21 protein-coding genes are annotated in these 24,956 nt (G+C 39.3%); 16 read left to right on the top strand and 5 right to left on the bottom strand.

The annotated features are described in order from the left end of the window. Positions 1-47 precede the first annotated feature (47 nt). The 4 genes from BS19_RS11290 to rfaD form a co-directional block, all read right to left on the bottom strand. Complete coding sequence (locus tag BS19_RS11290) at positions 48-1,814, bottom strand: bifunctional glycosyltransferase family 4 protein/polysaccharide deacetylase (RefSeq protein WP_038175389.1); 1,767 nt, start codon at positions 1,812-1,814, stop codon at positions 48-50. 24 nt (positions 1,815-1,838) lie between these two features. Continuing rightward, on the bottom strand, positions 1,839-2,660 hold the full coding sequence (locus tag BS19_RS11285) for a glycosyltransferase (RefSeq protein WP_038175387.1): 822 nt from the start codon (positions 2,658-2,660) through the stop codon (positions 1,839-1,841). Beyond that, positions 2,639-3,514 (bottom strand): O-antigen ligase family protein, encoded by an 876-nt coding sequence (locus BS19_RS11280; protein ID WP_169739015.1) that lies wholly within the window; start codon positions 3,512-3,514, stop codon positions 2,639-2,641. The genes BS19_RS11285 and BS19_RS11280 overlap by 22 nt, the downstream gene beginning before the upstream one ends. Positions 3,515-3,966: 452 nt before the next feature. Then, the gene (rfaD, locus tag BS19_RS11275; protein WP_038175384.1) at positions 3,967-4,908 is read right to left on the bottom strand and encodes an ADP-glyceromanno-heptose 6-epimerase; all 942 of its coding nucleotides are present in this window, start codon (positions 4,906-4,908) and stop codon (positions 3,967-3,969) included. Between the two features lie 282 nt (positions 4,909-5,190). On the opposite strand from rfaD, the gene cysD reads away from it, so the two are divergent. From cysD to BS19_RS11195, 16 genes are all read left to right on the top strand, one after another. Beyond that, positions 5,191-6,105, top strand: a complete 915-nt coding sequence (gene cysD / locus BS19_RS11270) for a sulfate adenylyltransferase subunit CysD (protein WP_038175382.1) — start codon at positions 5,191-5,193, stop codon at positions 6,103-6,105. 12 nt (positions 6,106-6,117) lie between these two features. Further along, entirely contained in the window at positions 6,118-7,833 is a 1,716-nt protein-coding gene (locus BS19_RS11265; RefSeq protein WP_038175381.1) for an SLC13 family permease, read from the top strand. A gap of 20 nt (positions 7,834-7,853) precedes the next feature. Continuing rightward, on the top strand, positions 7,854-8,480 hold the full coding sequence (gene cysC, locus BS19_RS11260) for an adenylyl-sulfate kinase (RefSeq protein WP_038175378.1): 627 nt from the start codon (positions 7,854-7,856) through the stop codon (positions 8,478-8,480). Positions 8,481-8,482: 2 nt separating this feature from the next. After that, positions 8,483-9,448, top strand: coding sequence for a hypothetical protein (locus BS19_RS11255; protein ID WP_038175377.1), 966 nt, complete (start codon positions 8,483-8,485; stop codon positions 9,446-9,448). A 9-nt stretch (positions 9,449-9,457) separates the two neighbouring features. Further along, positions 9,458-10,879 (top strand): sulfate adenylyltransferase subunit CysN, encoded by a 1,422-nt coding sequence (gene cysN, locus BS19_RS11250; RefSeq protein WP_038175375.1) that lies wholly within the window; start codon positions 9,458-9,460, stop codon positions 10,877-10,879. A gap of 51 nt (positions 10,880-10,930) precedes the next feature. Further along, positions 10,931-12,025: a dTDP-glucose 4,6-dehydratase gene (rfbB, locus tag BS19_RS11245; protein WP_038175374.1), complete on the top strand. Its 1,095-nt coding sequence runs from the start codon at positions 10,931-10,933 to the stop codon at positions 12,023-12,025. Further along, the gene (gene rfbA / locus BS19_RS11240; RefSeq protein ID WP_038175373.1) at positions 12,025-12,894 is read left to right on the top strand and encodes a glucose-1-phosphate thymidylyltransferase RfbA; all 870 of its coding nucleotides are present in this window, start codon (positions 12,025-12,027) and stop codon (positions 12,892-12,894) included. The genes rfbB and rfbA overlap by 1 nt, the downstream gene beginning before the upstream one ends. Positions 12,895-12,902: 8 nt before the next feature. After that, positions 12,903-13,775 carry a dTDP-4-dehydrorhamnose reductase gene (gene rfbD, locus BS19_RS11235; protein ID WP_038175372.1) on the top strand — a complete coding sequence of 291 codons (873 nt, stop codon included), beginning with the start codon at positions 12,903-12,905 and terminating at the stop codon, positions 13,773-13,775. 1 nt (position 13,776) lies between these two features. Next, a complete protein-coding gene (gene rfbC, locus BS19_RS11230) occupies positions 13,777-14,313 on the top strand; it encodes a dTDP-4-dehydrorhamnose 3,5-epimerase (protein ID WP_038175370.1) in 537 nt (178 codons plus the stop codon). 26 nt (positions 14,314-14,339) lie between these two features. Continuing rightward, the gene (locus BS19_RS11225; protein WP_038175369.1) at positions 14,340-15,608 is read left to right on the top strand and encodes a nucleotide sugar dehydrogenase; all 1,269 of its coding nucleotides are present in this window, start codon (positions 14,340-14,342) and stop codon (positions 15,606-15,608) included. Positions 15,609-15,675: 67 nt separating this feature from the next. After that, the gene (locus BS19_RS11220; protein ID WP_157631169.1) at positions 15,676-16,401 is read left to right on the top strand and encodes an ABC transporter permease; all 726 of its coding nucleotides are present in this window, start codon (positions 15,676-15,678) and stop codon (positions 16,399-16,401) included. Positions 16,402-16,403: 2 nt separating this feature from the next. Continuing rightward, a complete protein-coding gene (locus tag BS19_RS19805; protein ID WP_084185980.1) occupies positions 16,404-18,287 on the top strand; it encodes an ABC transporter ATP-binding protein in 1,884 nt (627 codons plus the stop codon). A 179-nt stretch (positions 18,288-18,466) separates the two neighbouring features. Then, positions 18,467-20,431: a glycosyltransferase gene (locus tag BS19_RS11210; protein ID WP_038175366.1), complete on the top strand. Its 1,965-nt coding sequence runs from the start codon at positions 18,467-18,469 to the stop codon at positions 20,429-20,431. Next, positions 20,409-21,191 (top strand): glycosyltransferase family 2 protein, encoded by a 783-nt coding sequence (locus BS19_RS11205; RefSeq protein ID WP_051686529.1) that lies wholly within the window; start codon positions 20,409-20,411, stop codon positions 21,189-21,191. Before BS19_RS11210 ends, BS19_RS11205 begins: the two co-directional genes overlap by 23 nt. Positions 21,192-21,285: 94 nt before the next feature. Next, entirely contained in the window at positions 21,286-22,683 is a 1,398-nt protein-coding gene (locus BS19_RS11200) for a glycosyltransferase family 2 protein (protein ID WP_038175365.1), read from the top strand. A gap of 73 nt (positions 22,684-22,756) precedes the next feature. Continuing rightward, complete coding sequence (locus BS19_RS11195) at positions 22,757-23,851, top strand: sulfotransferase family protein (protein ID WP_038175363.1); 1,095 nt, start codon at positions 22,757-22,759, stop codon at positions 23,849-23,851. A 566-nt stretch (positions 23,852-24,417) separates the two neighbouring features. On the opposite strand, the gene BS19_RS11190 is transcribed toward BS19_RS11195, so the two are convergent. Continuing rightward, positions 24,418-24,956: IS3 family transposase (locus BS19_RS11190; RefSeq protein WP_038175362.1), on the bottom strand; the 539-nt coding region annotated here is incomplete at its 5' end.

Raw genomic sequence — 24,956 nt, 5'->3', positions numbered from 1 at the left:
AGATTGTAACATAGTCAAATCTGCTTTGACCAAAATGTACCCGGTGGTTATTTTGCTTTACGAAAAACATAATCACCCCGCACTTTTCGCCATAACCCTAGCACCGAAGTTTTTGGAAAAATAGCAATACGGCGTATTTGATATGGATCTTGATGGAAGGCCAGTGGGCCACTATTGGTCGCCACGGCAAAGTCGAAGTTGAGTTCGCGTACGATGGTTTTAGAGTTATCGTCTAGATCACCATAGGGGTAAGCAAATGAAGTTAGCTTCTTACCAATAATGGATTCCAAAGCTTTCTTATTTTGCTTAATCTCACGCTTTTGCTCTTGATATGAAAGCTTACTCAAAAACGGATGGGTCAGAGTGTGACCACCAATCTCAATGTAGCCAGACCGTGCCATCGCTTTAATTTGCTTAGCGGACATGAGAGGGAATGGCTTATCTGGGTTCTCACTCGCTTCGACATCCCAACGGTTGTAGCTCTCGCCAGTCACTACGTAGACAACCGCTTTAAAATCATACTTCTTTAACAGAGGTAGCATTAGCTCATAGTTATCGACGAAGCCATCATCCACCGTTAGCATAAAATAGCGTTTGCCAGATCTTAATCTTTCAATCGTTCCTTTCGCGGCTAAGTCCTCAAAAGTGAGGCTTTCAAATCCCATTCGTTTAAGCAGTTGTAAGTGCTTTTCAAACATATTGATATCGATATATGGGCCGCGAGTGCCTTTTTGCGATTCGTTGTTGATAAAACGGTGGTACATCAAGACGGGCATTTCTTTGCGCAGTTTAGTAATCACCACATCTTGATAAATTGTTTCGACCTGAGAAACAATATTGCTGAGGTCATAGTTCTGTCGAATGGTGTCTGTTACGGCTGGTGAGCATGACGAGTGACTCAACCCTTTTTCGACTTCTTGCGCAATAGACCTAAAGTCGACGTCGAGGATGTTAGGGCCTATATCGCCGAAGTTTGTCGCCATCGCATGCGAGATGTTATTTTCATCGACAATGCCGATTGAAATAGCTTCGCCAATGGCCAGTGTTGGTCTGCCACACAATAGAGACTCTATTGCGACTCTGCCAGCGCCAATAACAAGATTAGAACGATGCAACACTTCGGCGACATTATCGGTATAGCCGGGAAATTTGACTTGATCAGTGAACTTCTCAAACCTCGCTTCCATCGCCGAACCCGTTAAAACACGGACATCATATTTATCGAGATCTAGACTCTCATCTAACAAGCGATAGCATAAATCCCCTTTTGGACCTGTTAGACGGCCCACAATTGTAATAATTGGCTTTGTGTTGTTTGGGCGTTCGGCCGGAAAGAATGCATCGGTCTCTATGCCGTTTCGGCTCACTATCAGTTGAGATTTTGGAATGTTGAGTTCATCAATCAGTTGTTGTTCTATTGCTTCACAAACTGGCAGCGCTTTATCGCCCATTGCATGAAACGCTTTACGCGAGCGGTGTACTGGTTGACGGCCATGTACTGTTGTCACCATTGGTGTGCCGGTGATTTTACAGGCTACGTGACAACTCCAGCTTGAAGCGCGAGAGTGTGCATGAACTAACTGAATTTTATGTTTTTTTATTAAATAAACCAAATAAGCGACGTGCCAAAAACGGCGTGGAATACTACGTTTGTTAAAACGTAGCTTAAAAAACTGGCCAATAAATGGTTTGGTCAGTGTGTCAGAGACGTAGTGAACGGTATGGCCTTTTTGAGTGAGCTGATTACCCACTGTGGTTGCGTACACCTCTGCGCCAGTAACCTCTAGTTGGGAGAGTGCCATCAAAATATTCATTAGCTAGAATCTCGAATTGAAAACTTAGTCTACGTCTTGGGCTTGATGATAGCCATCAAGAGCGATGAACTGTTGGTTAGTTTGTGTTTCTTCAAAAAGTTGTGTCGCACGTTCTAAGCGAGGTAACTCTGGATGAAGGATGTGGAGAACAACCGCTTGATGAAAAACGTTCTTTATCTGTTTTCCTGTATTAACAAGTCGGTATTCAATATCAGTATCTTCACCAACACATGGTACATCGTAGCGGTTATCAAACCCATTAACTGCTATAAAGTCTTCTTTATGCAGTGAGAAGTTACAGCCGACAATACCTTTAGGCTTTCGGTTGAGAAACTTAAGTATAGATTCATTGGTAATACGAATTCCTTTCTCGATATTCTTTCCTTTCCCGAAAAGGTATTTCACCAAAATCCCTAGCGAATGCTGCGAAAAAAAACACTCAGGTTTAGCGCTGTTGTATAAGTTAACTTTGTATTCTGCGGCCATGTCGACGCGACGACCGTTAAGAATCACACCGTGAGCTTTGTTTGCTAAATGGTCGTAAACAAAGTGTTTTTGAGGGATACAGTCGCCATCAATAAAAATAAAATATGGGCTTGTAGCCTGTTTTACTGCCTTATTGAGAATTCGGGTTTTACGAAAACCATTATCTTTTTGCCAAATATGCTTAATAGATAATGAGGATTTATCAATAAGTGCATTGACCTGTTCGACGATTTCTTGCCTAGAACCATCATCTGCAATAATAACCTCGAAGTTCTCTTGCTGGTTTTCTAACGCTTTGATAATGCAGGTAAGAGCATGAATGTTGTTGTAGTAAGAAACTATGACGCTGGCTTCGAACATCGATTTTGTCTTTTAGCTAAATCTTGAATTAGCAGAGTATGGCATAACGCAAGCATTAAGAAAAATATCGTGGTTTGGTACTCAAGTCCACTAGTATAGAACAACGAGTTGATAACATAAGTTATCATTAAGCATACACCACTGTATGCCCAGACAGACCCTGTTTCAAGTTCGCGATAGAATGCGACAAACAATGAGAATAGCAGCAATACAAATATCATTGCGTATAAGAAGCCGAGCTTAACAGATAGATCTAGATAGGTGTTATGTAAATCCTTGAACGAGAACTGATGGTTGGTATGTTTAATGATTTGACTTATATTGGAACTTTCTTGCAAAAAGTGTGTAAAGTTGACCTCAAACTGATCAATACCTGTACCAAATAAGAAGGTGTGTGGGGCGTGAGTGAGTAAGTAATAGCTGTAGTGTAGACCTTGTTCCCACATCGCTAACCTAGCATTATTTGAATCATTGCTACTAAGATCGAAAATGCTGGCAATACGTTCTCCCACCACACTGACTTGCGGTAAGTCTTTGGCAATATAGCTGCAAACCGAAATAGTGAAAGCGAGGATAAAAAAGCCAGTAGGTCTACGGTAGATAAAGTAAAGTGAGCAACTTACCATCAAAGCTAATAATGGTCCTCGACTGCCAGAGAGAAGTAAAAAGGTGCAACTCATTACTAAAAAAATGAACAGCAGCATCTTTTGTTTCAAGTTATCGGATTTTTCGACTATAAGTGGAATGGTCATCGCGATGGAGTACGCGAGCAGCTCACTCCATCGACCAATATCCCAAAAGCTATCAATTCTTTGACCGTGCCAAGAATCCATACCAATAGCAGCAATTTTCATCGCTGCATAACTTAGAGCGATAACGAGGCTAACCAATAGAGCGTAGCTTGCGTATTGGGCGTTATTATTACGCTTGAGTTGGTAATAAAGTAAAGGCAAGAGCAGGAAGATTGCCCCCTTTCTAAAAAAAGTAAAGAAGTCGCTTAAGGATGATGTAAACAATAAGCTTGATATTACACCAACGCTGAATAAAGTGATGCTAATCCTAGTTATAGGTTGAGGGAGAGGCAATGTAGCCAATGGCCTTTTTTTATAAAGAATTAAAGCTTGGGTTATGATGAGTAGAATCAGGCCGATATAAATAAAAGACTTTGACACAAATAATGATAGGAATAGCAAGGCTATAATGGTTGTTTCAGTACGTTGGGATTTTGATGACATTTATGATACTTATCGGCAGCTCACTTAGAGAGCGACGCTGTCGCATCGCTCTGGTTATTTAAGCTTTAATTCTAGTTATTAATAATGGCCATATATTCAGCCACACCTTGTGCAACCGTTTTAAACTGATGATCACAACCTGCTGCTCGAAGCTTAGTCAAATCCGCTTGCGTGTACTCTTGGTAGGCGCCTTTTAAGTGTTCTGGGAAAGGAATCGTCGCCACTTCACCCTTAGCATGATAAGCGATCACTGCTTTGGCTACTTCTTCAAAAGATTCGGCGTTACCGGTACCAAGGTTGAAAATGCCAGACACGCTGTTTTGTAAAAACCACAGGTTGACTGCTGCAACATCACCGACATAGACAAAGTCACGTTTGAAGTGTTCACTACCTTCAAATAGTTTAGGGTTTTCACCTGCATTCATTTGGTTATTGAGGTGGAAAGCGACTGATGCCATAGAGCCTTTATGTTGTTCACGAGGGCCGTAAACATTGAAGTAACGAAATCCAGTGATTTGAGACAGCTTCTCGCCATGCTCTTCAGCGTCTTGCCAGAGTCTGCGAACGTAATTATCGAACTGCTGTTTTGAGTAACCGTATACGTTGAGTGCGCCTTCGTACTCTTTTTCTTCAACAAAGGTATCTGTTTCACCATATGTTGCAGCAGAGGACGCATAAAGAAACGGAATTTCACGTTCTAGGCAGTAATGTAGAAGCTCTTTTGAATACTCATAGTTATTGAGCATCATATATTTGCCATCCCACTCAGTCGTCGCCGAGCAAGCGCCTTCGTGGAATACAGCGTCAATAGGGCCAAAGTCATCGCCAGCCATGATTTGTGTCAGAAAATCATCACGATCCATGTAATCAGCGATATCAAGATCAACAAGGTTTTGAAATTTCTTACCGTTTTTAAGATTATCAACAACTAAGATATCACTAATACCTTGTTGGTTAAGTTCTTTTACGATGTTGCTGCCAATCATGCCAGCGCCGCCTGTTACGATGATCATAAGTAGGTCCCAGTGAATAATGAAATTGATTCCAGTATATCATGCAATAGTTTTGAGTCGTATAGGTCATATGTGAATACTCTATGTTACTAAATGATGACAGGCATTAGATTTTTGAGTTCTAGCAGCTGTCGATTCTGTATGTTCAATGTAGTACTATTGCGCCATCAAGATGAGAGCGTCCATTATTGAGTTGAGTACTTGTGTGATGTGGCTTAATTTGAACAAAAGCAGTGTTCAAAAAATATTTTTGGGCTGACGAATTAAGGAAGAAAGAGCATTATGACGATCACGCCAGAGCGTATGACCCACCTTAAACAGCTAGAAGCTGAGTCTATCCATATTATGCGCGAAGTGGCCGCTGAGTTTGATAACCCAGTGATGCTTTATTCTGTTGGTAAAGATTCTTCAGTGATGCTACACCTTGCGAAAAAAGCGTTTGCACCAGGTGTACCTCCGTTTCCTTTGATGCATGTTGATACAACATGGAAATTTAAGGAAATGATTCAGTTCCGCGACTACATGGCAAAAAAGATTGGCATGAAGTTAATTGTTCACCAAAACCCTGAAGGGCTGAAAATGAACATTAGCCCATTTGTACATGGTAGCTCAAAACATACAGATATCATGAAAACTCAGGGTTTAAAGCAAGCATTAGATAAACATGGTTTTGATGCGGCATTTGGTGGTGCAAGACGTGATGAAGAAAAATCACGCGCTAAGGAGCGTGTATATTCGTTCCGCGATGAGCACCATAGATGGGATCCTAAAAGCCAACGTCCAGAGTTGTGGAATATTTATAACGGTAAAGTCAATAAAGGTGAGAGCATTCGTGTATTTCCATTGTCTAACTGGACAGAGCTCGATATTTGGCAATACATCTATCTAGAGAGCATTGAAATCCCTAGCCTTTACTTAGCGAAGAAGCGCCCGGTTGTAGAACGTGACGGTATGCTGATCATGGTTGACGATGAGCGAATGGAGCTCAAAGATGGAGAAATCATTGAAGAGAAAATGGTTCGCTTCCGCACTTTAGGTTGCTATCCGTTGACAGGTGCTGTGGAATCAGAAGCCACTACGTTGCCGGAGATTATTCAAGAGATGCTACTAACCACTACATCAGAGCGCCAAGGACGCGCTATCGATCATGATAGCTCAGGGTCAATGGAGAAGAAGAAGCGCGAAGGTTATTTCTAACCTATTCACGCTATGCTTATTACTGCACTTGTCATTGTTGCTTTACTCATTAACTTGATATTCTCAAAGTATCGAGCTGTGTACTTGTTTATTGTCGCGACTGTTGTTTTATATGTTTGTGGTCAAATAGAACAAAGTCGCTTAATTGGTAATATCACTAATAGCTCAGTGCTGACCTTAGTGTGTCTAATGATAGCTTCTCTCGCTTTAGAGAGAAGCTACTTGTTGCCATGGCTATCGAGTAAAATATTCGATGATAGTTATGGAAAAACACTTTTCAGGCTAGGTATATCGAGTGCCGTGAGCTCGGCCTTTCTTAACAATACTGCGGTTGTTGCGACATTAATGGGCGGCGTGCAGCGTAACCAAGATCACCCACCATCGACTCTACTTATCCCTCTGTCCTATTTTGCTATTTTGGGCGGCACCTTAACCTTGATAGGGACTGCGACCAATTTGGTCGTTAACGCATTGCTGGTTGAGTATGGTCAAACCGAGTTAGATTTCTTTAGTTTCTTACCGGTTGGTTTATCTTTGGTTGTCGTAGTCGGTGGTGTGATATTTATTAGCGCTCGAAAATTGACACGTAGGGATGAGCTTAACACTCAAAATGCCCCCTACTTCATCGATGCGGAAGTGAAACCAGATAGCCGGCTGGTGGGTAATACGGTGAGAGAAAATAAACTGCGTTCACTCGATGGCCTGTTTTTGGCCGAGATCGTCAGAGGCGATCAGCTCATCTCTCCTGTTACGCCTGATACTCGTATTCAAGCCAATGATAAGCTGGTTTTCACCGGAGATGTAGAAAACGTTAAGCAGATACATTTACTCGATGGAGTCGAGATTTTCGCTGATGAGAGTCAACTTCTCTCCTCCAACCTTACCGAGGTCATTGTAAGCCCCGAATCGGTTTTGATTGGTAAAACGCTTAAAGCAACGGACTTTCGCTCACGCTTTGATGCTGCGGTGGTCGCCATTAGTCGGGAGGGACATCGCCTGTCTGGCAAGCTCGGCGAGCAAGTGATTCACTCGGGCGATAAGTTAATGTTGGCGATTGGCGAGGACTTCAATAAGCGGCAAAACTTAACTCGAAACTTTTTTATTATCAGTGGTATTGAGCTCAATCATACGCTTTCATCCTGTCAAAATTTACTGACTATATTCGGTTTTCTCGGTGCGGTTGTCGTTTCAGCGACGACGTCGTTATCCCTACTCGAATCGATGTGTGCTTACATTTTGTTAATGCTCGGAGTTGGCGTAATTGACGGTACAACCATTCGCCGTCGTTTCCCGTTTGAACTATGGTCCGTATTGGTCTGCGCACTTTCTATTGCTTATGCGTTTACTTCGTCTGGTTTGGCTGAGTGGATTACACAAGGACTATACAGCTTATTAGGCGATCAACAGCCCTATGTGGCGTTGATATGCTTATTTTTGGTGACGGTATTACTGACAGAAATTATCACCAATACCGCTGCCGCGGCGATTATGTTACCGATAGGACTAGCATTGGCTGATGCTTATCAGGTTTCTACACTACCTTTTATTATGGCCGTCGCCTACGCAGCAAGCGCGTGCTTCTTAAGCCCGTATGGGTATCAAACCAATCTGATGGTAATGAATGCGGGCGGTTACCACTTTAAAGACTTTATTAAAGTGGGTTGGAAAGTCTCGTTTACCTATAGCGTGGTCGCATTAATCGCAATACCATTCTTTTTTCCTTTTTAATCGTTTTTGAAAGTAGATTTATGAACCCGTATACAAATAAACAGCATCATTCAGTGAGCGACGATATTGTCTGGCATAATACGAGTGTCTCTTCGCAAGAGCGTACCCAGCTAAAACAACAAAAACCGGTAGTGCTTTGGTTTACTGGCTTAAGTGGTTCGGGTAAATCGACCGTTGCCAATGCGGTGGAAAAAAAATTGCTTGTGCTAGGTAAACACAGTTATCTGCTTGATGGTGACAATGTGCGCCACGGACTCAACAAAGACCTAGGTTTTAGCGATGAGGATCGTGTTGAGAATATCCGCCGTATTGGTGAAGTCGCCAAATTGTTTGTTGATTCCGGTGCTATTGTGTTAACTGCGTTTATCTCCCCTTTTATTGCAGATCGAGAGCAAGTTAGAGCCTTATTGAGCGATGAGCAGTTCTTAGAAGTGTTTATCGATACGCCGTTAGATGTATGTGAGCAGCGCGACCCAAAAGGATTATACAAAAAAGCTCGCGCAGGTGAGATTAAACACTTTACGGGGATTGACTCTGACTATGAAGCGCCAAGTAATGCTGAAATACATGTGCAAACAGCAGGTGTATCGATTGAAGCTTGTGCTCAGAAAATTATTAATCAACTTATCGAACGCGAGTATATCTAATTATGCATTACGATGTGTTCAATGGAGATGCTGATGGCATCTTATCTTTAGTTCAACTGCGCAAATTTGATCCTAAAAGTTCAACTTTAATAACTGGTGTGAAGCGAGATATCAAGCTAGTGCAGCAAGTGGTTGCCGAGCCTGATGTGAGTGGTGTAACGGTTTTAGATCTTTCGATGGAGAAAAACCTAAGCGCGCTTCACCAGCTGCTAGACAAAGATATCCCGGTTTTTTATTGTGATCATCACCGTACTGGAGAAGTGCCGCAAGCCGATAACTTTACGGCACTGATCAACTTGGACGCGCAAATTTGTACCAGTTTACTTATCAATAAACATATCGGTGGCAGTTATGCGCATTGGGCGATTGCGGGCGCGTTTGGTGATAATCTCATCACTCAAGCTGAATATTTAGCTACTGAGTGTGGGTTAACACAAGAACAGACAGAGTTTTTAAAACAGTTGGGTGTTTTAATTAATTACAATGGCTATGGTGCGGGTTTATCTGATCTGCATATAGCACCTGCTGTGCTCTTTACTCAGTTGATGCAGTATGAGTCTCCCTTTGAATTACAGGCAGATGCTAAATCACCGTACTATGTGCTTAAACAAGGTTATGAAAGTGACGCCGATCATTTAACAAGGTTGCAGGCGAAACTTTCTACATCGGAAGCTGAAGTCTATATATTGCCATGTGAAGCTTGGGCAAGGCGTATCAGCGGGGTATTTGGCAATCAGTTAGCTAACCAGTCACCAAGTAAAGCTCATGCAGTGTTAACGCTTAACGCAAGTGGTGAAGATTATACCGTAAGCGTAAGAGCGCCTTTAGAAAACAGAACTGGCGCCGATGACGTATGCAGTCAATTTGCAACAGGTGGAGGCAGAAAGGCTGCTGCGGGTATAAACCAGTTACCAAAGTCTGAAGTGGAAAACTTCGTTCTGACTTTAAATCAATTTTATAAGAAGTAGGATTAGGACATGTCACACTCTTCAGAGCTGATAGCTAAAGATATCGAAGCATATCTAAAAGTGCATGAAAACAAGGATCTATTGCGTTTTATAACCTGTGGTAATGTTGATGATGGTAAATCTACTCTTATCGGACGCTTACTTTACGATTCAAAACTGATTTACGAAGATCAGATGGCGGCTATTGAAAAGGACTCTCAGAAGTTCAATAGCACAGATGAAGCATTTGATTTAGCTCTGCTGGTTGATGGTCTGCAATCTGAACGTGAGCAAGGTATTACCATTGATGTTGCTTACCGCTATTTCTCGACAGATAAACGCAAGTTCATTATTGCTGATACTCCAGGGCATGAGCAGTACACTCGCAATATGGTGACAGGCGCTTCGACCTGCGATCTTGCGATTGTGATAGTCGATGCCCGCCGAGGTATTCAAACCCAAACACGTCGCCATAGCTACATTTGTTCACTGCTAGGAATTAAACACATTATTGTTGCGATTAACAAGATGGATCTAATGGAATATAGCCAGGACGTTTACCAGCAGATCAAAGCGGACTACCGTGAAATGGCGAAAAACTTCAATATTGACGACATCCGCTTTGTACCAATCTCGGCGCTAAAAGGCGATAACGTTGTTACCCCCAGTGAGAAGATGGATTGGTATCCTGGTGCAACACTGATGAAGCTGCTTGAAACTGTCAAAGTTGATAAAGACAAAGACCTGAAGCATATGCGCTTTCCAGTGCAATATGTTAACCGCCCTAACTTAGATTTTCGTGGATTCTGTGGCACGCTGGCATCAGGGCAAATTCAGGTTGGTGATGATGTGACGGCACTACCGTCAGGCAAAACCTCAAAAGTAAAATCTGTATTCACTCATGACGGTGAACTGCAGACTGCTCAACCAGGGCAGGCCATCACAATAACGTTGGAAGATGAAATAGATATTTCTCGTGGAGATATGATTGTTCACACCGGTCACGAGCCTAAAGTGACCAATCAGTTCGAAGCGCACTTAGTATGGATGGATGAGCAGCCCATGCTGACCCATAAAGAGTATCTGTTCAAGTTCGCGACAAAGAGCTGTACTGGCAAAGTGATCAATGTTGCGCATAAAGTTGACGTGAACACGCTAACGCAGCACGCAGAAAATGGCGAAAGCTTAGCTCTTAATGAAATAGCATTAACCAACATCAAGCTTACCGACAATGTCGCGTTAGATGAGTACCAAGCGCTGCCTCAAACGGGGGCATTTATTGTCATTGACCGCTTTAGTAACGTAACGGTTGGTGCTGGCATGGTGAGTGCGATTGTTGATAAAAAAGGAAAGTCTGAGGGGCGAGTTTACACTGAGTCAGAAAAAGCACTCAACGCATTTATCCGTCAGCAGTTCCCTGAATGGGACTGTAAAGCAATTGAGTGCATTTAACAGATAAATACTTATAATTAGCAGTTATTAAAAAGTAGGGATTAGATATACATGAAAATTCTTGTTACAGGCGGCGCTGGTTTCATTGGCTCAGCAGTTGTGAGACATATTATCGAAAATACAATGGGCAGTGTTGTAAATGTTGATTGCTTGACCTATGCGGGTAACCTGGAGTCTTTAAGCTCTGTTGAAAATAGTGACCGATATGCGTTTGAACAAGTCAATATCTGCGACAAAACTGGGTTAGAACGCGTATTTGCTGCGCATAACCCCGATGCAGTGATGCATCTTGCGGCAGAATCTCATGTAGATCGTTCAATTACAGGACCTGCGGCATTTATCGAAACGAATATTGTCGGTACTTATACCCTTTTAGAAGCAACGCGCGATTATTGGAATAAACTCGATGAGTCAGCCAAAGAGGTGTTCCGCTTCCACCATATCTCCACTGACGAAGTGTACGGTGATCTGCCCCATCCTGATGAAGTTGACGTGGGTACAGATCTGCCAATGTTTTTAGAAACGACACCTTATGCGCCATCAAGCCCATATTCAGCCTCAAAAGCATCTAGTGATCATCTTGTTCGCGCATGGCTACGAACCTACGGCCTTCCGACGATAGTGACCAACTGCTCTAACAACTACGGACCTTACCACTTCCCAGAAAAATTAATCCCTCTCGTTATTCTAAATGCGTTAGAAGATAAAGAACTGCCGATTTATGGCAAAGGTGATCAAATCCGTGATTGGCTATTCGTTGAAGATCATGCTCGTGCACTGTACAAAGTAGTAACCGAAGGTAAAGTTGGCGAGACATACAACATTGGCGGCCACAATGAAAAGCAAAACTTAGAAGTGGTACAAACCATTTGTTCCATTTTGGACACGTTAGTCCCGAAAGAGGCCGCATACGCTGAACAAATCACTTACGTTCAAGATAGACCAGGACATGATCGCCGCTACGCGATTGATTCAAGCAAAATGCAAACAGAGCTTGGCTGGACTCCAGTGGAGACCTTCGAAACTGGCCTTAGGAAGACGGTTCAATGGTATTTAGACAATCAGCAATGGTGTCAAAATGTTCAGGATGGTAGTTACCAACGTGAGCGCTTAGGTGTTGAAACTACAACGGGTGGGACACAATAATGAAAGGGATTGTTCTTGCGGGTGGCTCTGGAACTCGTCTATATCCATTAACTCGTGGTGTATCAAAGCAATTACTGCCTATCTACGATAAGCCGATGGTGTTTTACCCTATTTCAACGCTGATGCTAGCCGGCATCAAAGATATTCTTATCATCACCACTCCTGAAGACAACGCTGGTTTTAAGCGCTTATTAGGCGATGGCTCTGATTTTGGTATTAACTTGGAATATGCCATTCAACCAAGCCCAGATGGTCTAGCGCAAGCGTTTATTATTGGTGAAGACTTTATCGGCAAAGACAGTGTCTGCCTAGTACTGGGTGACAATATTTTCTATGGTCAATCGTTCAGTCAAACATTAAAAAGTGCTGCTTCAAGAGAGGGTGGTGCAACGGTATTCGGTTATCAAGTTAAAGATCCAGAGCGTTTTGGTGTGGTGGAATTTGATGACAATATGAAAGCAGTCTCGATTGAAGAAAAACCAGCTAAGCCAAAATCGAATTACGCGGTGACAGGCTTGTATTTTTACGATAACCGCGTAATTGAGTTTGCTAAACAGGTAGAGCCGTCTCAGCGTGGTGAATTTGAAATTACTTCTATCAATGAAATGTACCTGAACGATGGCTCGTTAAATGTTGAGTTACTTGGCCGTGGATTTGCTTGGCTTGACACGGGCACCCATGAAAGTTTGCATGAGGCGTCATCATTTGTTCAAACCATCGAACATGTTCAAGGGTTGAAAGTGGCGTGTCTGGAAGAAATCGCGTGGCGACAGGGATGGTTAACCAACCAAGAGATTGAACGACTAGCAACGCCTATGTTGAAAAACGAATACGGTCGTTACTTGATGTCATTGATTAATCCACTGTAGGACACAAAATGAAGGTACTGATTACAGGTTGCAATGGCCAAGTCGGCCATTGTTTAGTTAACCAACTCCGCGGTAAAGCGGACATTTTAGCTGTAGACAAAGATAAGTTGGATATCACCGATCAAGCGGCAGTCTATACGATGGTTGTCGAATTCGAACCGAACTACATAATCAATGCGGCAGCACATACGGCGGTGGACAAAGCAGAAGAAGAAGTTGACCTTTCTTTTGCGATTAACAGAGATGGTCCTAAGTACCTTGCAGAAGCGGCTGAAAGTTGTGGTGCTGTCATGCTGCATATCTCAACAGACTATGTCTTTGATGGCTTAGGTCACATGCCATATCAAGAGAGTAATCCAGTTGGACCGCAGGGTGTGTACGGGAAAAGCAAACTGGCTGGTGAGCAAGTAGTTGCACAATCGTGTGATGAGCACCTTATCTTGCGCACAGCTTGGGTATTCGGTGAGCACGGCAATAATTTTGTCAAAACCATGTTGAGACTAGGCCAAGATCGCGACGTACTTAGTATTGTCGGCGATCAAATCGGTGGACCCACGTATGCCGGTGACATTGCAAGCGCATTGATCACTATGATTGAATACATCGAGAAAGAAGGCGCTCCTGAGTGGGGTGTTTACCATTTCTCTGGTATGCCCTACGCAAGCTGGTTTGACTTTGCAGAGCGTATTTTTGATGTTGCTGAAGAGCACGGTGTTTTAGAAAAAAAACCAACGATTTCAGCAATTCCAACATCAGCGTACCCAACACCAGCGAAGCGTCCTGCTAATTCACGTATGGACTGTAGAAGGATAGAAGCCCAGTTTGGAGTTCAACCAAGTGATTGGCAACTAGCATTAACAAATATTCAGGCGTATAAATAATATGAAAGTCATGGATACTAAGATTCCTGATGTAAAGATCATTGAACCTACAGTGTTTGGTGATGAGCGTGGCTTCTTTATGGAAACTTGGCAACAGAGAAAGTTTGAAGAACTTGTAACAGGTAAGCCAACGGTGTTCGTACAGGATAATCATTCTAAATCGAAGAAAGGCATTTTACGTGGACTGCACTATCAGACAGAAAATACACAGGGAAAACTTGTGCGTGTTGTCTCTGGCGAAGTTTTCGATGTAGCGGTGGATATCCGCAAAGACTCACCAACTTTTGGCCACTGGGTAGGAGTTTGTCTTTCTGCTGAGAACAAGCGTCAACTATGGGTTCCTGAAGGTTTTGCTCATGGTTTTTACGTAACAAGCGAAGAAGCTGAATTTGTTTATAAATGTACCGATTATTATCATCCAGAAGCTGAAGTTTCAATTAGATGGGATGATAGTGAGTTAGGTATAAATTGGCCATTAGATGGTGAACCGTTTTTATCTAATAAAGATATAAATGGAATTTCGATTTTAGATGTATAGATTCTTAATAAATTGGTAGTAAGTAGATGAACAATAAGATTTGTGTGATTGGTTTAGGCTATGTTGGATTGCCGTTGGCAGTTGAGTTTGCAAAAAATAACGAAGTTATTGGGTTTGATATAAATAAAAATCGAGTTGAAGAGCTTATAAATCATCACGATAGTACTTTAGAGGTGGAAAGTGAGATTTTGAAGGGCTCTTCAAATCTGACTTACACTAGTGACCCTAGCGAACTGTCTTGTTGTAATGTATATATTGTTACAGTCCCAACGCCTATTGATGAATTTAATACGCCAAATTTGAATCCTCTAATAAGTGCGTCAAAGACCGTGGGTTCAGTTTTATCAGAAGGGGATGTGGTAATATATGAGTCTACTGTATATCCAGGGGCGACGGAAGAAACCTGTGTTCCACTATTAGAATCTAGGTCAAGACTTAAATATAATGAGGGTTTCTTTGTTGGATATAGCCCAGAGAGAATTAACCCGGGAGACAAAATCAATACACTGACTAAAATAAAGAAAATAGTTTCTGGTTCTGATAGCAAAACATTAGACTTCGTTGATAATTTATATCTTAGCATTATATCAGCAGGGACATATAGAGCTAGCTCAATAAAAGTAGCTGAAGCTGCGAAAGTAATAGAGAATTCACAGCGTGATTTGAATATCGCATTTTTTAATGAGTTGGCAATTATTTTTGATAAATTAAATATAAATACAAAAGAGGTAATAGAGGCGGCAAGTACGAAATGGAACTTCGTGAAGTTATTTCCCGGTTTGGTTGGCGGTCATTGTATTAGTGTAGACCCATATTATCTAACGCATAAAGCTCAAGCTTTTGGATACCATCCAGATGTTTTACTCTCTGGAAGAAAGATTAATGATGGAATGGGTAGCTTCATAGTAGAAAAGCTAACAAGAGAGTTGATTAGAGCAAACATTAGTCTCGTAAACTCAAGCGTATTGATAATGGGTATAACATTTAAGGAAAACTGTCCAGATATAAGAAATACACGAGTTGTGGATATAAAAAAATCTCTTGAGTCTTTGAATATAAGTGTTGATGTATACGATCCTGTTGCTAACAAGAAAGAAGTGAAAGAAGAATACGGAATTGATTTGATCGATAGTATCGAGAGTAAGAAATGGACATCAGCTATCGTAGCAGTAGCACATGATCATTTTAAAAATATGGATAGTGAGTTCATTGAAGCTTTGCTTTTAGACACTAATGCTCCAGTTTTTGATGTGAAAAGTATGTATCCATCAGAAAGAAACTACCTAACACTATAAGAATATTATTTTGAAATCTAAATTCACAATAGATTTTCAACAGTCCATATCAGAGCGAGAGTTTTGGATGACTCTCGCATGGGTAGAGTTGAAAAGAAGCTATAGCGGAACATATCTGGGTATTTTTTGGAGACCATTGAGTGCCACCATAGTTGGACTTACATTAGGTTTAGTATACTCGATAATATTGCAACAGCCACGAGGTGACTATATACCGTATGTAATAACAGGACTGGTTGTATGGTCGTTTACATCTCAGTTAATAATAGAAGGTGGAAAGTTATTTTATGCAAATGCATCCCAAATCAAAGAGGTACCTTTAAGTTATTTTTCTTATATCTACAAATATTTACTGCGGAACAGTATTTCTCTCATTCTTAGTTTTATGCCCGTTATAATTGTTCTTACATATTATGGCCAAATTGCGGATTCACGATTTTTTCAAACTATAATAGGCATTATAATAGTCTCGATAAATGGTTTTTGGATTAGCATTGTGCTTGGAATCGCTACTTTACACTTGAAAGACTTATCTGAACTGACCGCAAACTTCATGAGGTTAGTGTTTTTTATAACTCCTGTTCTTTGGACTCCAGAGATGGCTGGAGCAAAAGGAGAAATTATTGTTTACAATCCGCTCTTTTACTATCTTGATGTAATACGCTCCCCGCTAATTGGTCACGAAATTAATGGAAATTCCTATGCAGTCACTTCTATTATTTCGATATTTGGTATTGTTTTGGCCTATTTTGTGTACAACAAATATAGAGATAAAATTTCGTTCATGGTGTGAATATGTCAAGTATAATTGTAAAAAATCTAACTCTAGATTATCCGATTAGAAATAAAATTAATATAAATAAAAAATCGGATACTAGTGTTGGCGGAAGAATCTTTGAAAAAGATGGGATGCCATACTTACGAGCAATCGATGATATTTGTTTGGAAATCCAATCTGGTGATCGAGTCGGAATCATTGGCCACAATGGAGCTGGTAAATCAACGTTACTAAAAACGTTGGCTGGAATTTATAAACCAACTTCAGGAACAGTAAATATAACCGGAAAGGTTGCACCTTTATTCAACCTAAAATTTGGTATGGATATGGAGTTGACAGGTTATGAAAATATAGTATTACGCGCATTGTACTTAGGTGTTCCAAGGCACGAAGTGTTGAAGAAGCGGGAAGAAATCGCTTTACTTTCAGATTTAGGTGACTTTCTTCATTTACCCATGAAATCATACTCTTCAGGTATGGTTGCACGTCTTGCATTTGCTGTTTCTGTAAAAATCGATGCTGATATATTACTTTTAGATGAAATGATTGGAACTGGTGATGCTAATTTTATTAATAAAACTAGTGAAATGGCGGAAGACTTTGTTGCAAGTTCTAACATTTTGTTATTGGCATCGCATTCTAATAAAGTAATTCGTGAAATCTGTAATAAGGCAATAGTCTTTGAACATGGTAAGATTGTAGATTTTACCTCTGTTGATGAAGCTCTGAGTATTTATAAATCTAGAAGTGAATCTCACCACCAAAAAGTTAATGGTATTCCTTCACTAAGATATGATGATGTTGTAGAAGGAAGCAAAAAATATACATTAATTAATGATTGCTCTCTTGATTTGAATAGCTACAACATCAGAAAATCGCTATCGATGCTAATGGGAAATAAAGTTTCGTGCATAGCTAATGTAAGCTTTGAACAATTTTCAGAAAATTATTCAGAGCCAAATAAAGCATATTGGATTAACAAAAGGAATAAGTTTTCAGAATGTTTGGATGATGAGTTATCTTCAGTGTATCAAAAATGGCTCTGCTTAAAAGAAAAGATAAGACAGAATAGAGAGATCTTTAATAAGATTGATGAATTAGATAGTGATTTTTTTGTTATATCTTCTAGTCAACATTTCAGTAATAACTCCCAAAATAGCTTGATATTTTTTTCTATAGTAGCATTGGTTTCAGAAATTAAACCTGTAGCAGTACTTAATCTGTCGGCATTTAATGTTGATCATGAAATACTAAAAGATAGCCTGTCAAAAGTAGACTTGGTTCATGTGAAGGATAATTTTGCTAAGAAGTATTTGAATCTTTCTGGTATAGGTTCCATTAATGCTCCAGATATATCAAGTGCATACATTAGTACGTTGGAGTATGATAAAAACTTGATAATTGATTCAAAGCAGAGATTAGGCTTGATTAGTTTGGATGGTTTAAATAACGAAAGTCTCCTGAAGGAAATTATTGAACTATTTAAATCTAAAGATATAAAACCAGTATATCTATCCATGGAAGAGTATCAAAGTGGTAAAGATAAAGATATATGCATAAGTCTTGATATTGAACATATGGATATCAAGACTTTTAACCCAAAACTACTTTTGGTGTTTTTAGGACAGTTTGATTTAATTGTTTCCAGTAGCCATAAATTAAATCTTTTTGCATTGCGAGTTGAATCTAACCTAATTTGTTTGCCTACAGATAGCTTTTGTGTTGAAGGAACACTAGGTTATATTAGTGATGATATTCCAGTTGCGTATTGCACCCGTGATTTAACATTGTTGATTGATAAGCCAAAGATTAGGGTTTCAAATGACCCTTTAGGAGTGTTTTATAAAAGACTTCGTAATAGTTTAACTTATCCAATGAATCAGTTGCTGAGAAATGTATGATATAGGTCGCATTTACATCTGGTTTTAAATCTGCGATTGTGATGTTTTAATGCAGTATATTATTGGGGTTGTTAAAACTTCTAAAATGACAATTGGGAGTTAACCCTTAACTGTTAACACTTTTGTCTGACTTGTTATTTAGTTAGACCAGTTTCTATTATTAATTGAGGCTAAAAACTTTGAATCAAGAAGAAAGCGAAATTATTAAGCAATACAAGACGAAGCATGATGCTTTGGCTTCAGAATATGAATTGTTAAAAAAAAATCATGCTAAGTTAAAAGGTAGGTACAACGAACTTATTAGATTAACAAATAGGACCGATATAAGACTGATTCTTAGGCTTACCAACTTAATTATTCGGGTTCCTCTAATGAAACGAGCTCTTCGCTCGTTGAAAAGATTAAAACACTATTCAAAAGAAGCTATCGGTTCTGAGCGAGTAAGGTTAAATAATGTTGTGGGTGGAGATTCTAATGTTATAGAGTGGCCTGTTAATAATGAGGTAATAAGTAAGCTGAATCATTACGAAAAAAAACCTGAGAATCCAAGAAAATATGCGGTGGTCACAGCTTTATATGGCACTTCGGACCAACTTATGCTTCCCTTAAGTATAAGAAATGATTTTGACTACTTTTGTTTTTCTGATAAGGCTAAAAATACTTTTGGTTTGTGGGAAATTGTTAAATCTCCATATTTTCACTCAGATCCAACTCGTATGGCTAGGTATGTAAAAACCCATCTCAATTCATTGTTTCCAAACTATGAAGCAATTATATGGTGTGATGCAAATATTCGCTTTGAAAGCTTTGTATACGACCAATTTGATAAATTTTGTTTAGGAGAGTCTGATGCAAGTTTTATTAAACATATACATAGAGACTGTTTTTATAAAGAGGCTGAGGCTTGTATAGAGCTGAATAAGGATAATAGCGAAGCTATTAGGTCTCAAATTTTACGATATCGAGAAATGGGGGTTAAAGAAAACCAAGGGATGTACGAAACTGGTTTGCACTTTATTAAGCTCAAAAACAATAAGGTTATGGAATTCTATAACTTTTGGTGGAAGGAGATTGTTACAGGTTCTAAACGAGACCAGTTATCAATACTACCGGCAATTAATCATTCCCAACTAGATGTAGACTTGCTATTAGATGATGGCTTATGTGTAAGAACTTGTGACGAAACTGAACTTATTCCACATAAGCAACTAAAGCACATGGTAACGCCTAAAATCTTATCTGATTTTTATTCGGTCTCTGAGCCGAAGAAAGTCGAAACTACCCTCAAGGTAGAGAATAGAGCTAAAACGGACGTTATAATCTGCGTATATAATGCGCTTGATGATGTTAAGTTATGTTTCGAATCAGTAGTAAAACATTCTTATAAAGATGTAAATAACATTATATTCGTTAATGATTGTTCCGGTCAAGATACATTAGAGTTCTTATCGTTGCTAGAGAAAAAGTACGAAAAGGTCATTTTGGTCAATAATCAAGTTAATCTAGGCTACACAAAGTCAGCAAATATTGGTCTCAAGGAAAGTAATGCAGATTTTAGGATAGTATTAAATAGTGATACGATAGTTACCAGTAATTGGCTGAAGAAAATGGTGTCAGTTGCATATGGTTCGGACTGTATTGGTATTGTTGGTCCAATCTCTAATGCTGCCGGATCACAGTCAGTCCCATCGACAAAGGGAACAAAAGGGCAAACCGCTATTAATTCTCTACCTGAGGGATATACATTAGCCGATATGGGCATGTTGTCAGAACTATTTTCAGACGTTTATCCTGCTGTCCCTCTTATACACGGCTTTTGTATTGGTATTAAATCTTCAGTAATTGACAGAATAGGCTATTTTGACGAAGTTAATTTTGAACGATATTATGGAGAGGAAAATGACTATTGCTTAAGGGCATATCAAGAGGGCTTTGATTTAGTCGTCGCTACAAATACATATATATTCCATAGTAAATCCAAAAGCATTGAAGAGGAAGAGAGAATAATTCATATGAGTAAAGCAGGTGAGAAACTAAGAGATTTATATGGAAAGCAAGAAATGCGAAATTATTGTCTTCAATTGGAAAATAATCCTAACCTAATCGAAGTTCGAGAACGTTTTGACAGCAAGTGTTATAGCTAGTTCCGATTTTCACTATGATGTTATACTTTGTAGTTACAATGGTGGCGAGTATATATCGGAGCAATTGACGAGTATTGTTACGCAATCTATTCAGCCTCAAAAGGTTGTCTTGTCTGATGATGGCTCTACAGACAATACCATTTCAATTGCTGAGCGTTTCATGCGTGAATACAGTGAAATAGAGTTGATCATCATCAAAGGACCTGGTTTTGGGCCATCTGCTAATTTCCTTAGCGCTTTGAAGTATATAACATCAGAATATGTTTTTTTTTCAGACCAGGATGATGTTTGGGAAAGACACAAGGTTTCTTCATATGAAAAGTACATTAAACTTCATTCAAAATGTAAAGCTCAGTTGTATTTTTCTGATTCCTTGCTTGTCGACAAGAGTTTGAAACCTATCGGAAAAACACATTTAGAGTTTTTAGGCGTTAGACCTGATGAAAAAGCAAAATCGTCAATCCTATTTTCTAATTATGTTCAAGGGGCAACTATTTGTTTGAATAATGAGCTAGTAAGTTTATTACGTACTGATATTGAAAGACACGGTTTTTCCGGCATAGTTATACATGATTGGTGGTGTGCATTAGTGGCATTTAAGTTTGGGGAGTTGATATTTATTAATAAACCACTAATTAAATATCGTCAACACGACAATAATGTCATCGGATGTGCACGACGACCTATTTTTGGAAAGAAGATGTTATCTATGTTTCTTAAATTTAAACAGTTGATTAGATTATTTGCATTTAGTGTATAAGCTTCACGCTTCATAATTCAGTGGGGTGTATTAATGATTTTTGTTGGTGTAAGTTAAAATTTTAGGGATTGAATGTAATTATGGAGCGTCAGCTTTGAAAAAGTTTCTCGGAGTTATTACAAGGTGCAAGGATGAATTTTTCATTAAAGAATTCGTTCAGTATTACTTAGATGAGGGGGTCGATTACATATATATAATTGATGATAATAGTCGTGACAAGTCAATATATAAGGATTTGAATTATTATGATAAAGTCAGTGTTATTTATGATTCAAACATTATTGAAGATGATAAAGCTAATCGATTGTATCAAAAGATCAAAAATAAGTTTGAGTGGATTGCTTATTTAGACGTTGATGAGTTTGTTGTACCTAAGAAAAATCAGCACAATACTATTGTGAGAGAGTTAAAAGAGAACTTTAATCACGTCGATTGTATTAAGATTCCATGGGTTATGATGTCATCAGGTGGGCGTGTTTCTAATCCAGATAGCGTTTTAAGGTCAAATGTTTGGAGGTGGGATCATGACAAAAAACATCCCAATAATATTCATAAGTTTCGATGTAGGTACGAAAGTATTGAAGTAAAATGCATATTTAGAACAGATAAATTTGACTCAATATCACATCATCATCATCCATCGCTCCCACGAGGGGATGTTAAAGTTGTAGATTCGATAAACATCGCCCATAGTGAAATTAATTCATACTACGATTCACTTCGGGAGAAAGATATTATTTCTGGGCACCTAGTTTGTTATCATTACCGAATGGTGTCGACAGAAAATAACAAGAGTAAGCTTCGAAATAATAAGTGGTATAAAGACAATTTGTATAGTTTGGAGGACCTTGAGAAATCTGATCATGCTGAGATATTTGACAATACGTTATCGGTTAGGAACTTTAGAAAAAAAATATTTATCATTGGATTTAATAGGGTTGCGACTAGAAGTTTACACTATTTATTTTTAAAAAATGGACTTGCAAGTGTACATTGGGATAATAACAATCTGGCTGGCTCAATGTGGGCTAACCTAAAGAAAGGAAGGAAATTATTATCTAATGGTGAAGTTGTTAATAAAGAAGTTAACTCTCCAGTTAAGTATTCAAAGGCTCAAGTTTTTTCTGATATTACTTTTCCAGAGCATAATTTAGATGCTAAGGATTTTTACAAGTTTTTGGATAATCAGTACCCAGATTCATTATTCATCCTAAACGTTAGGAATGTCGAAGATTGGATTAGGTCTAGAAACAAACATTCAAAAGGAAAATTAGTTAGAATACTAACTGAGTATCATGGTGTATGTGCGAGTGAGTTAGAGGAAATATGGAGAACCATGTGGCTCGATACTATTGATGACATGCATAAGTACTTTAGCGGAAGAAGTGACTTTCTTGTCTTCGATATTGATTGTGATGACGGTAATAAGCTAAAGGAATTTTTTAGTAAGCACTTTGTCCTAGATGCCTCATCATATGATCATATTAAATAATATTATGATACTGATGTATACTCCTTAAAGTAAGGTTTAGTTACTAACCTTTAATTTTAGTATTAGGATTTTTATGAGACCGATAATTGTAATAGGCATGCATCGCTCAGGTTCATCTGCACTTACTCATCTATTAACGAGTTTTGGTTATTATTTTGGAGAAAGTGATGATGGTATTGGTGCGGGTAAGGAAAACCAAAAGGGCTTCTGGGAAAGGAAAGATGTTCGCAGTGTAAATGACCAGATACTCTACGGAATGAAGTGTGAATGGGACTGTATTAGTCAATTTAATTTTTCAGCACTGAGTCCCTTAGAATTCAATGAGTACGTGAACAAAGCGTCTACCGTCATTCAGGGACTAGAGAAAGTGCAATCAAACTGGGTTATGAAGGAGCCTAGAGTTTGCTTAACGTACCCTATTTGGAAAAGCGCTCTTGATGAAAAACCGTTGATTATTTATATTCACCGGGAACCTATTGAAATAGCTAATAGCTTATATCACCGAAACAAATTGCCTATCAATTATGGATTGGATTTATGGTATCGTTATAGCGCTTTTGCTCTTAACAACATTAATAATCATGATGTGTTGTTCCTATCTTATTCTCAGCTTAGCTTGTCTCCTGTAGAGACAGTCTCTAAAATTGCTCAGTTTTTGAGGTTGAACTCACAGGAGTTTGTCATGCCTTCGAATGAGCAGATAACAAGCATTATTGACCCAAAGCTTAAGCATCAGAAAAGTAGTCAGCCAAATCAAGGGTTGTCAGAATGTCATATAAAGTTAAATTCATATATATACAATCTAATATCAAAGAATAGTACTCATAATTTTGACTTTGACTTTGACTTAGAACCAAGTGATATTTTAGATAGTGCTCTGTGTGAACGTTCATTATTTTTTGATAAATACATTGAATACAAAGAAAAATCACGTTTAATCAATGAGTTTTCTACTAAACTTAAGTCAAAACGTGATTGTCTCACTAGTGATATCAATATATTAAAAGAATCAAAGAGTTCTTTATTAAACCAGAATAAGACGTTAAGTGAAAGGGCTAAGCATTTGAACGAAGAATTATCCGAGCTTAGATGGAAAAGCGAAAACCCTAGCTACCGTTCAATTGTAAGAGACATCGGCCGGTATATTAAGAGAAAAATAGCGCGTTAAATGGGCGACAGCATGATGGAATCACGAGCACTTCTTGAGTACTTAAATAAGTTATTTTATAGGAATGTTTGTCGTAATCGTTCACTAGTAGTAACTTGACTCAGTGGAGTTCTGGTAAAAGCCTGATTCAAGTAATAAGTACGATACTAAGGTATAGAAATTAAACTGTTGAAAGTGTTACTCTCTGCTCGTCCAAAAAGCAAGTTGTAGTGCCATTAGTTTCATTGGTGGCCGAGGAAAAGAGATATCAGATTTATACCCTTTTGAAACTGGAAAGTTCAACCTCTGAAATTGCCTCAAATTGAAGTGTTATAGTGCAATTGTGTACCGTGGGCTAAGGTGGAACCTAATGTTCTAATACTACCCAAAGGACGCTTACGTTTCTTCTGTTTGTGGGCTTAAGTTGTTAAGCAGTTGAGTGCTTAGAATTTGTCCGTCTATTGCTCAGTAAAGTTGGATTCAAGTGTTCTGAAAAGTAGGAGCCACAGTTAGCTCTCTATGTTGTCTAGGACAAACGTAAGGGAGTATCTTATCGTTTGTGAGGTAAGGATGTAAACCTCCCCTAATTAGTTGCGCCCATAATTAGAGGTTTCGGCTTGTTCATTCTTCATTAAATATTCCCATGGTGTCAGATCGTTGAGGGCATCATGGGGACGTTCTTCGTTGTATTCTCGTATCCAGTTTTCTGTTAGCTCACGCACGTCATTCAAGGTTCTGAACACATACATATCGAGGATCTCTGTGCGATACGTACGGTTAAATCGTTCGACATAGGAGTTCTGAGTCGGTTTGCCTGGTTGGATAAATTCCAGCTTGATATCATGCTCCTCAGCCCAAGTCGCCAGCGTTACAGAGATGAACTCTGGGCCATTATCCATTCGCAACTTTTCTGGATAACCTCGCCATGCAATGATTCGTTCAAGCACTCGAACCACTCGTTGCGCAGGGAGGCTTAAATCCACTTCGATAGCGAGTGCTTCACGATTGAAGTCATCTACTACGTTGAAGGTTCTAAATCGACGTCCGCACTGTAAGCTGTCACTCATAAAGTCAATCGACCAACACTGGTTAGCTACCATTGGCACATTAAGCGGCTCAGGCGAAC

Source organism: Vibrio pacinii DSM 19139, assembly GCF_000711795.1.
GTDB lineage: Bacteria > Pseudomonadota > Gammaproteobacteria > Enterobacterales > Vibrionaceae > Vibrio > Vibrio pacinii.
This window is presented reverse-complemented; position numbering and strand designations above follow the sequence as displayed.

Bases quoted from the DNA above. Each gene is read 5' to 3' on its own strand.
- BS19_RS11280 (WP_169739015.1), bottom strand. From the start codon at position 3,514: ATGAAAATTGCTGCTATTGGTATGGATTCTTGGCACGGTCAAAGAATT.
- cysN (WP_038175375.1), top strand. From the start codon at position 9,458: ATGTCACACTCTTCAGAGCTGATAGCTAAAGATATCGAAGCATATCTA.
- BS19_RS11220 (WP_157631169.1), top strand. From the start codon at position 15,676: ATGACTCTCGCATGGGTAGAGTTGAAAAGAAGCTATAGCGGAACATAT.
- BS19_RS11290 (WP_038175389.1), bottom strand. From the start codon at position 1,814: ATGAATATTTTGATGGCACTCTCCCAACTAGAGGTTACTGGCGCAGAG.
- BS19_RS11255 (WP_038175377.1), top strand. From the start codon at position 8,483: ATGCATTACGATGTGTTCAATGGAGATGCTGATGGCATCTTATCTTTA.
- BS19_RS11195 (WP_038175363.1), top strand. From the start codon at position 22,757: ATGAGACCGATAATTGTAATAGGCATGCATCGCTCAGGTTCATCTGCA.
- BS19_RS11265 (WP_038175381.1), top strand. From the start codon at position 6,118: ATGCTTATTACTGCACTTGTCATTGTTGCTTTACTCATTAACTTGATA.
- cysC (WP_038175378.1), top strand. From the start codon at position 7,854: ATGAACCCGTATACAAATAAACAGCATCATTCAGTGAGCGACGATATT.
- rfbD (WP_038175372.1), top strand. From the start codon at position 12,903: ATGAAGGTACTGATTACAGGTTGCAATGGCCAAGTCGGCCATTGTTTA.
- rfaD (WP_038175384.1), bottom strand. From the start codon at position 4,908: ATGATCATCGTAACAGGCGGCGCTGGCATGATTGGCAGCAACATCGTA.
- BS19_RS11285 (WP_038175387.1), bottom strand. From the start codon at position 2,660: ATGTTCGAAGCCAGCGTCATAGTTTCTTACTACAACAACATTCATGCT.
- BS19_RS19805 (WP_084185980.1), top strand. From the start codon at position 16,404: ATGTCAAGTATAATTGTAAAAAATCTAACTCTAGATTATCCGATTAGA.
- rfbA (WP_038175373.1), top strand. From the start codon at position 12,025: ATGAAAGGGATTGTTCTTGCGGGTGGCTCTGGAACTCGTCTATATCCA.
- rfbB (WP_038175374.1), top strand. From the start codon at position 10,931: ATGAAAATTCTTGTTACAGGCGGCGCTGGTTTCATTGGCTCAGCAGTT.
- cysD (WP_038175382.1), top strand. From the start codon at position 5,191: ATGACGATCACGCCAGAGCGTATGACCCACCTTAAACAGCTAGAAGCT.
- rfbC (WP_038175370.1), top strand. From the start codon at position 13,777: ATGAAAGTCATGGATACTAAGATTCCTGATGTAAAGATCATTGAACCT.
- BS19_RS11225 (WP_038175369.1), top strand. From the start codon at position 14,340: ATGAACAATAAGATTTGTGTGATTGGTTTAGGCTATGTTGGATTGCCG.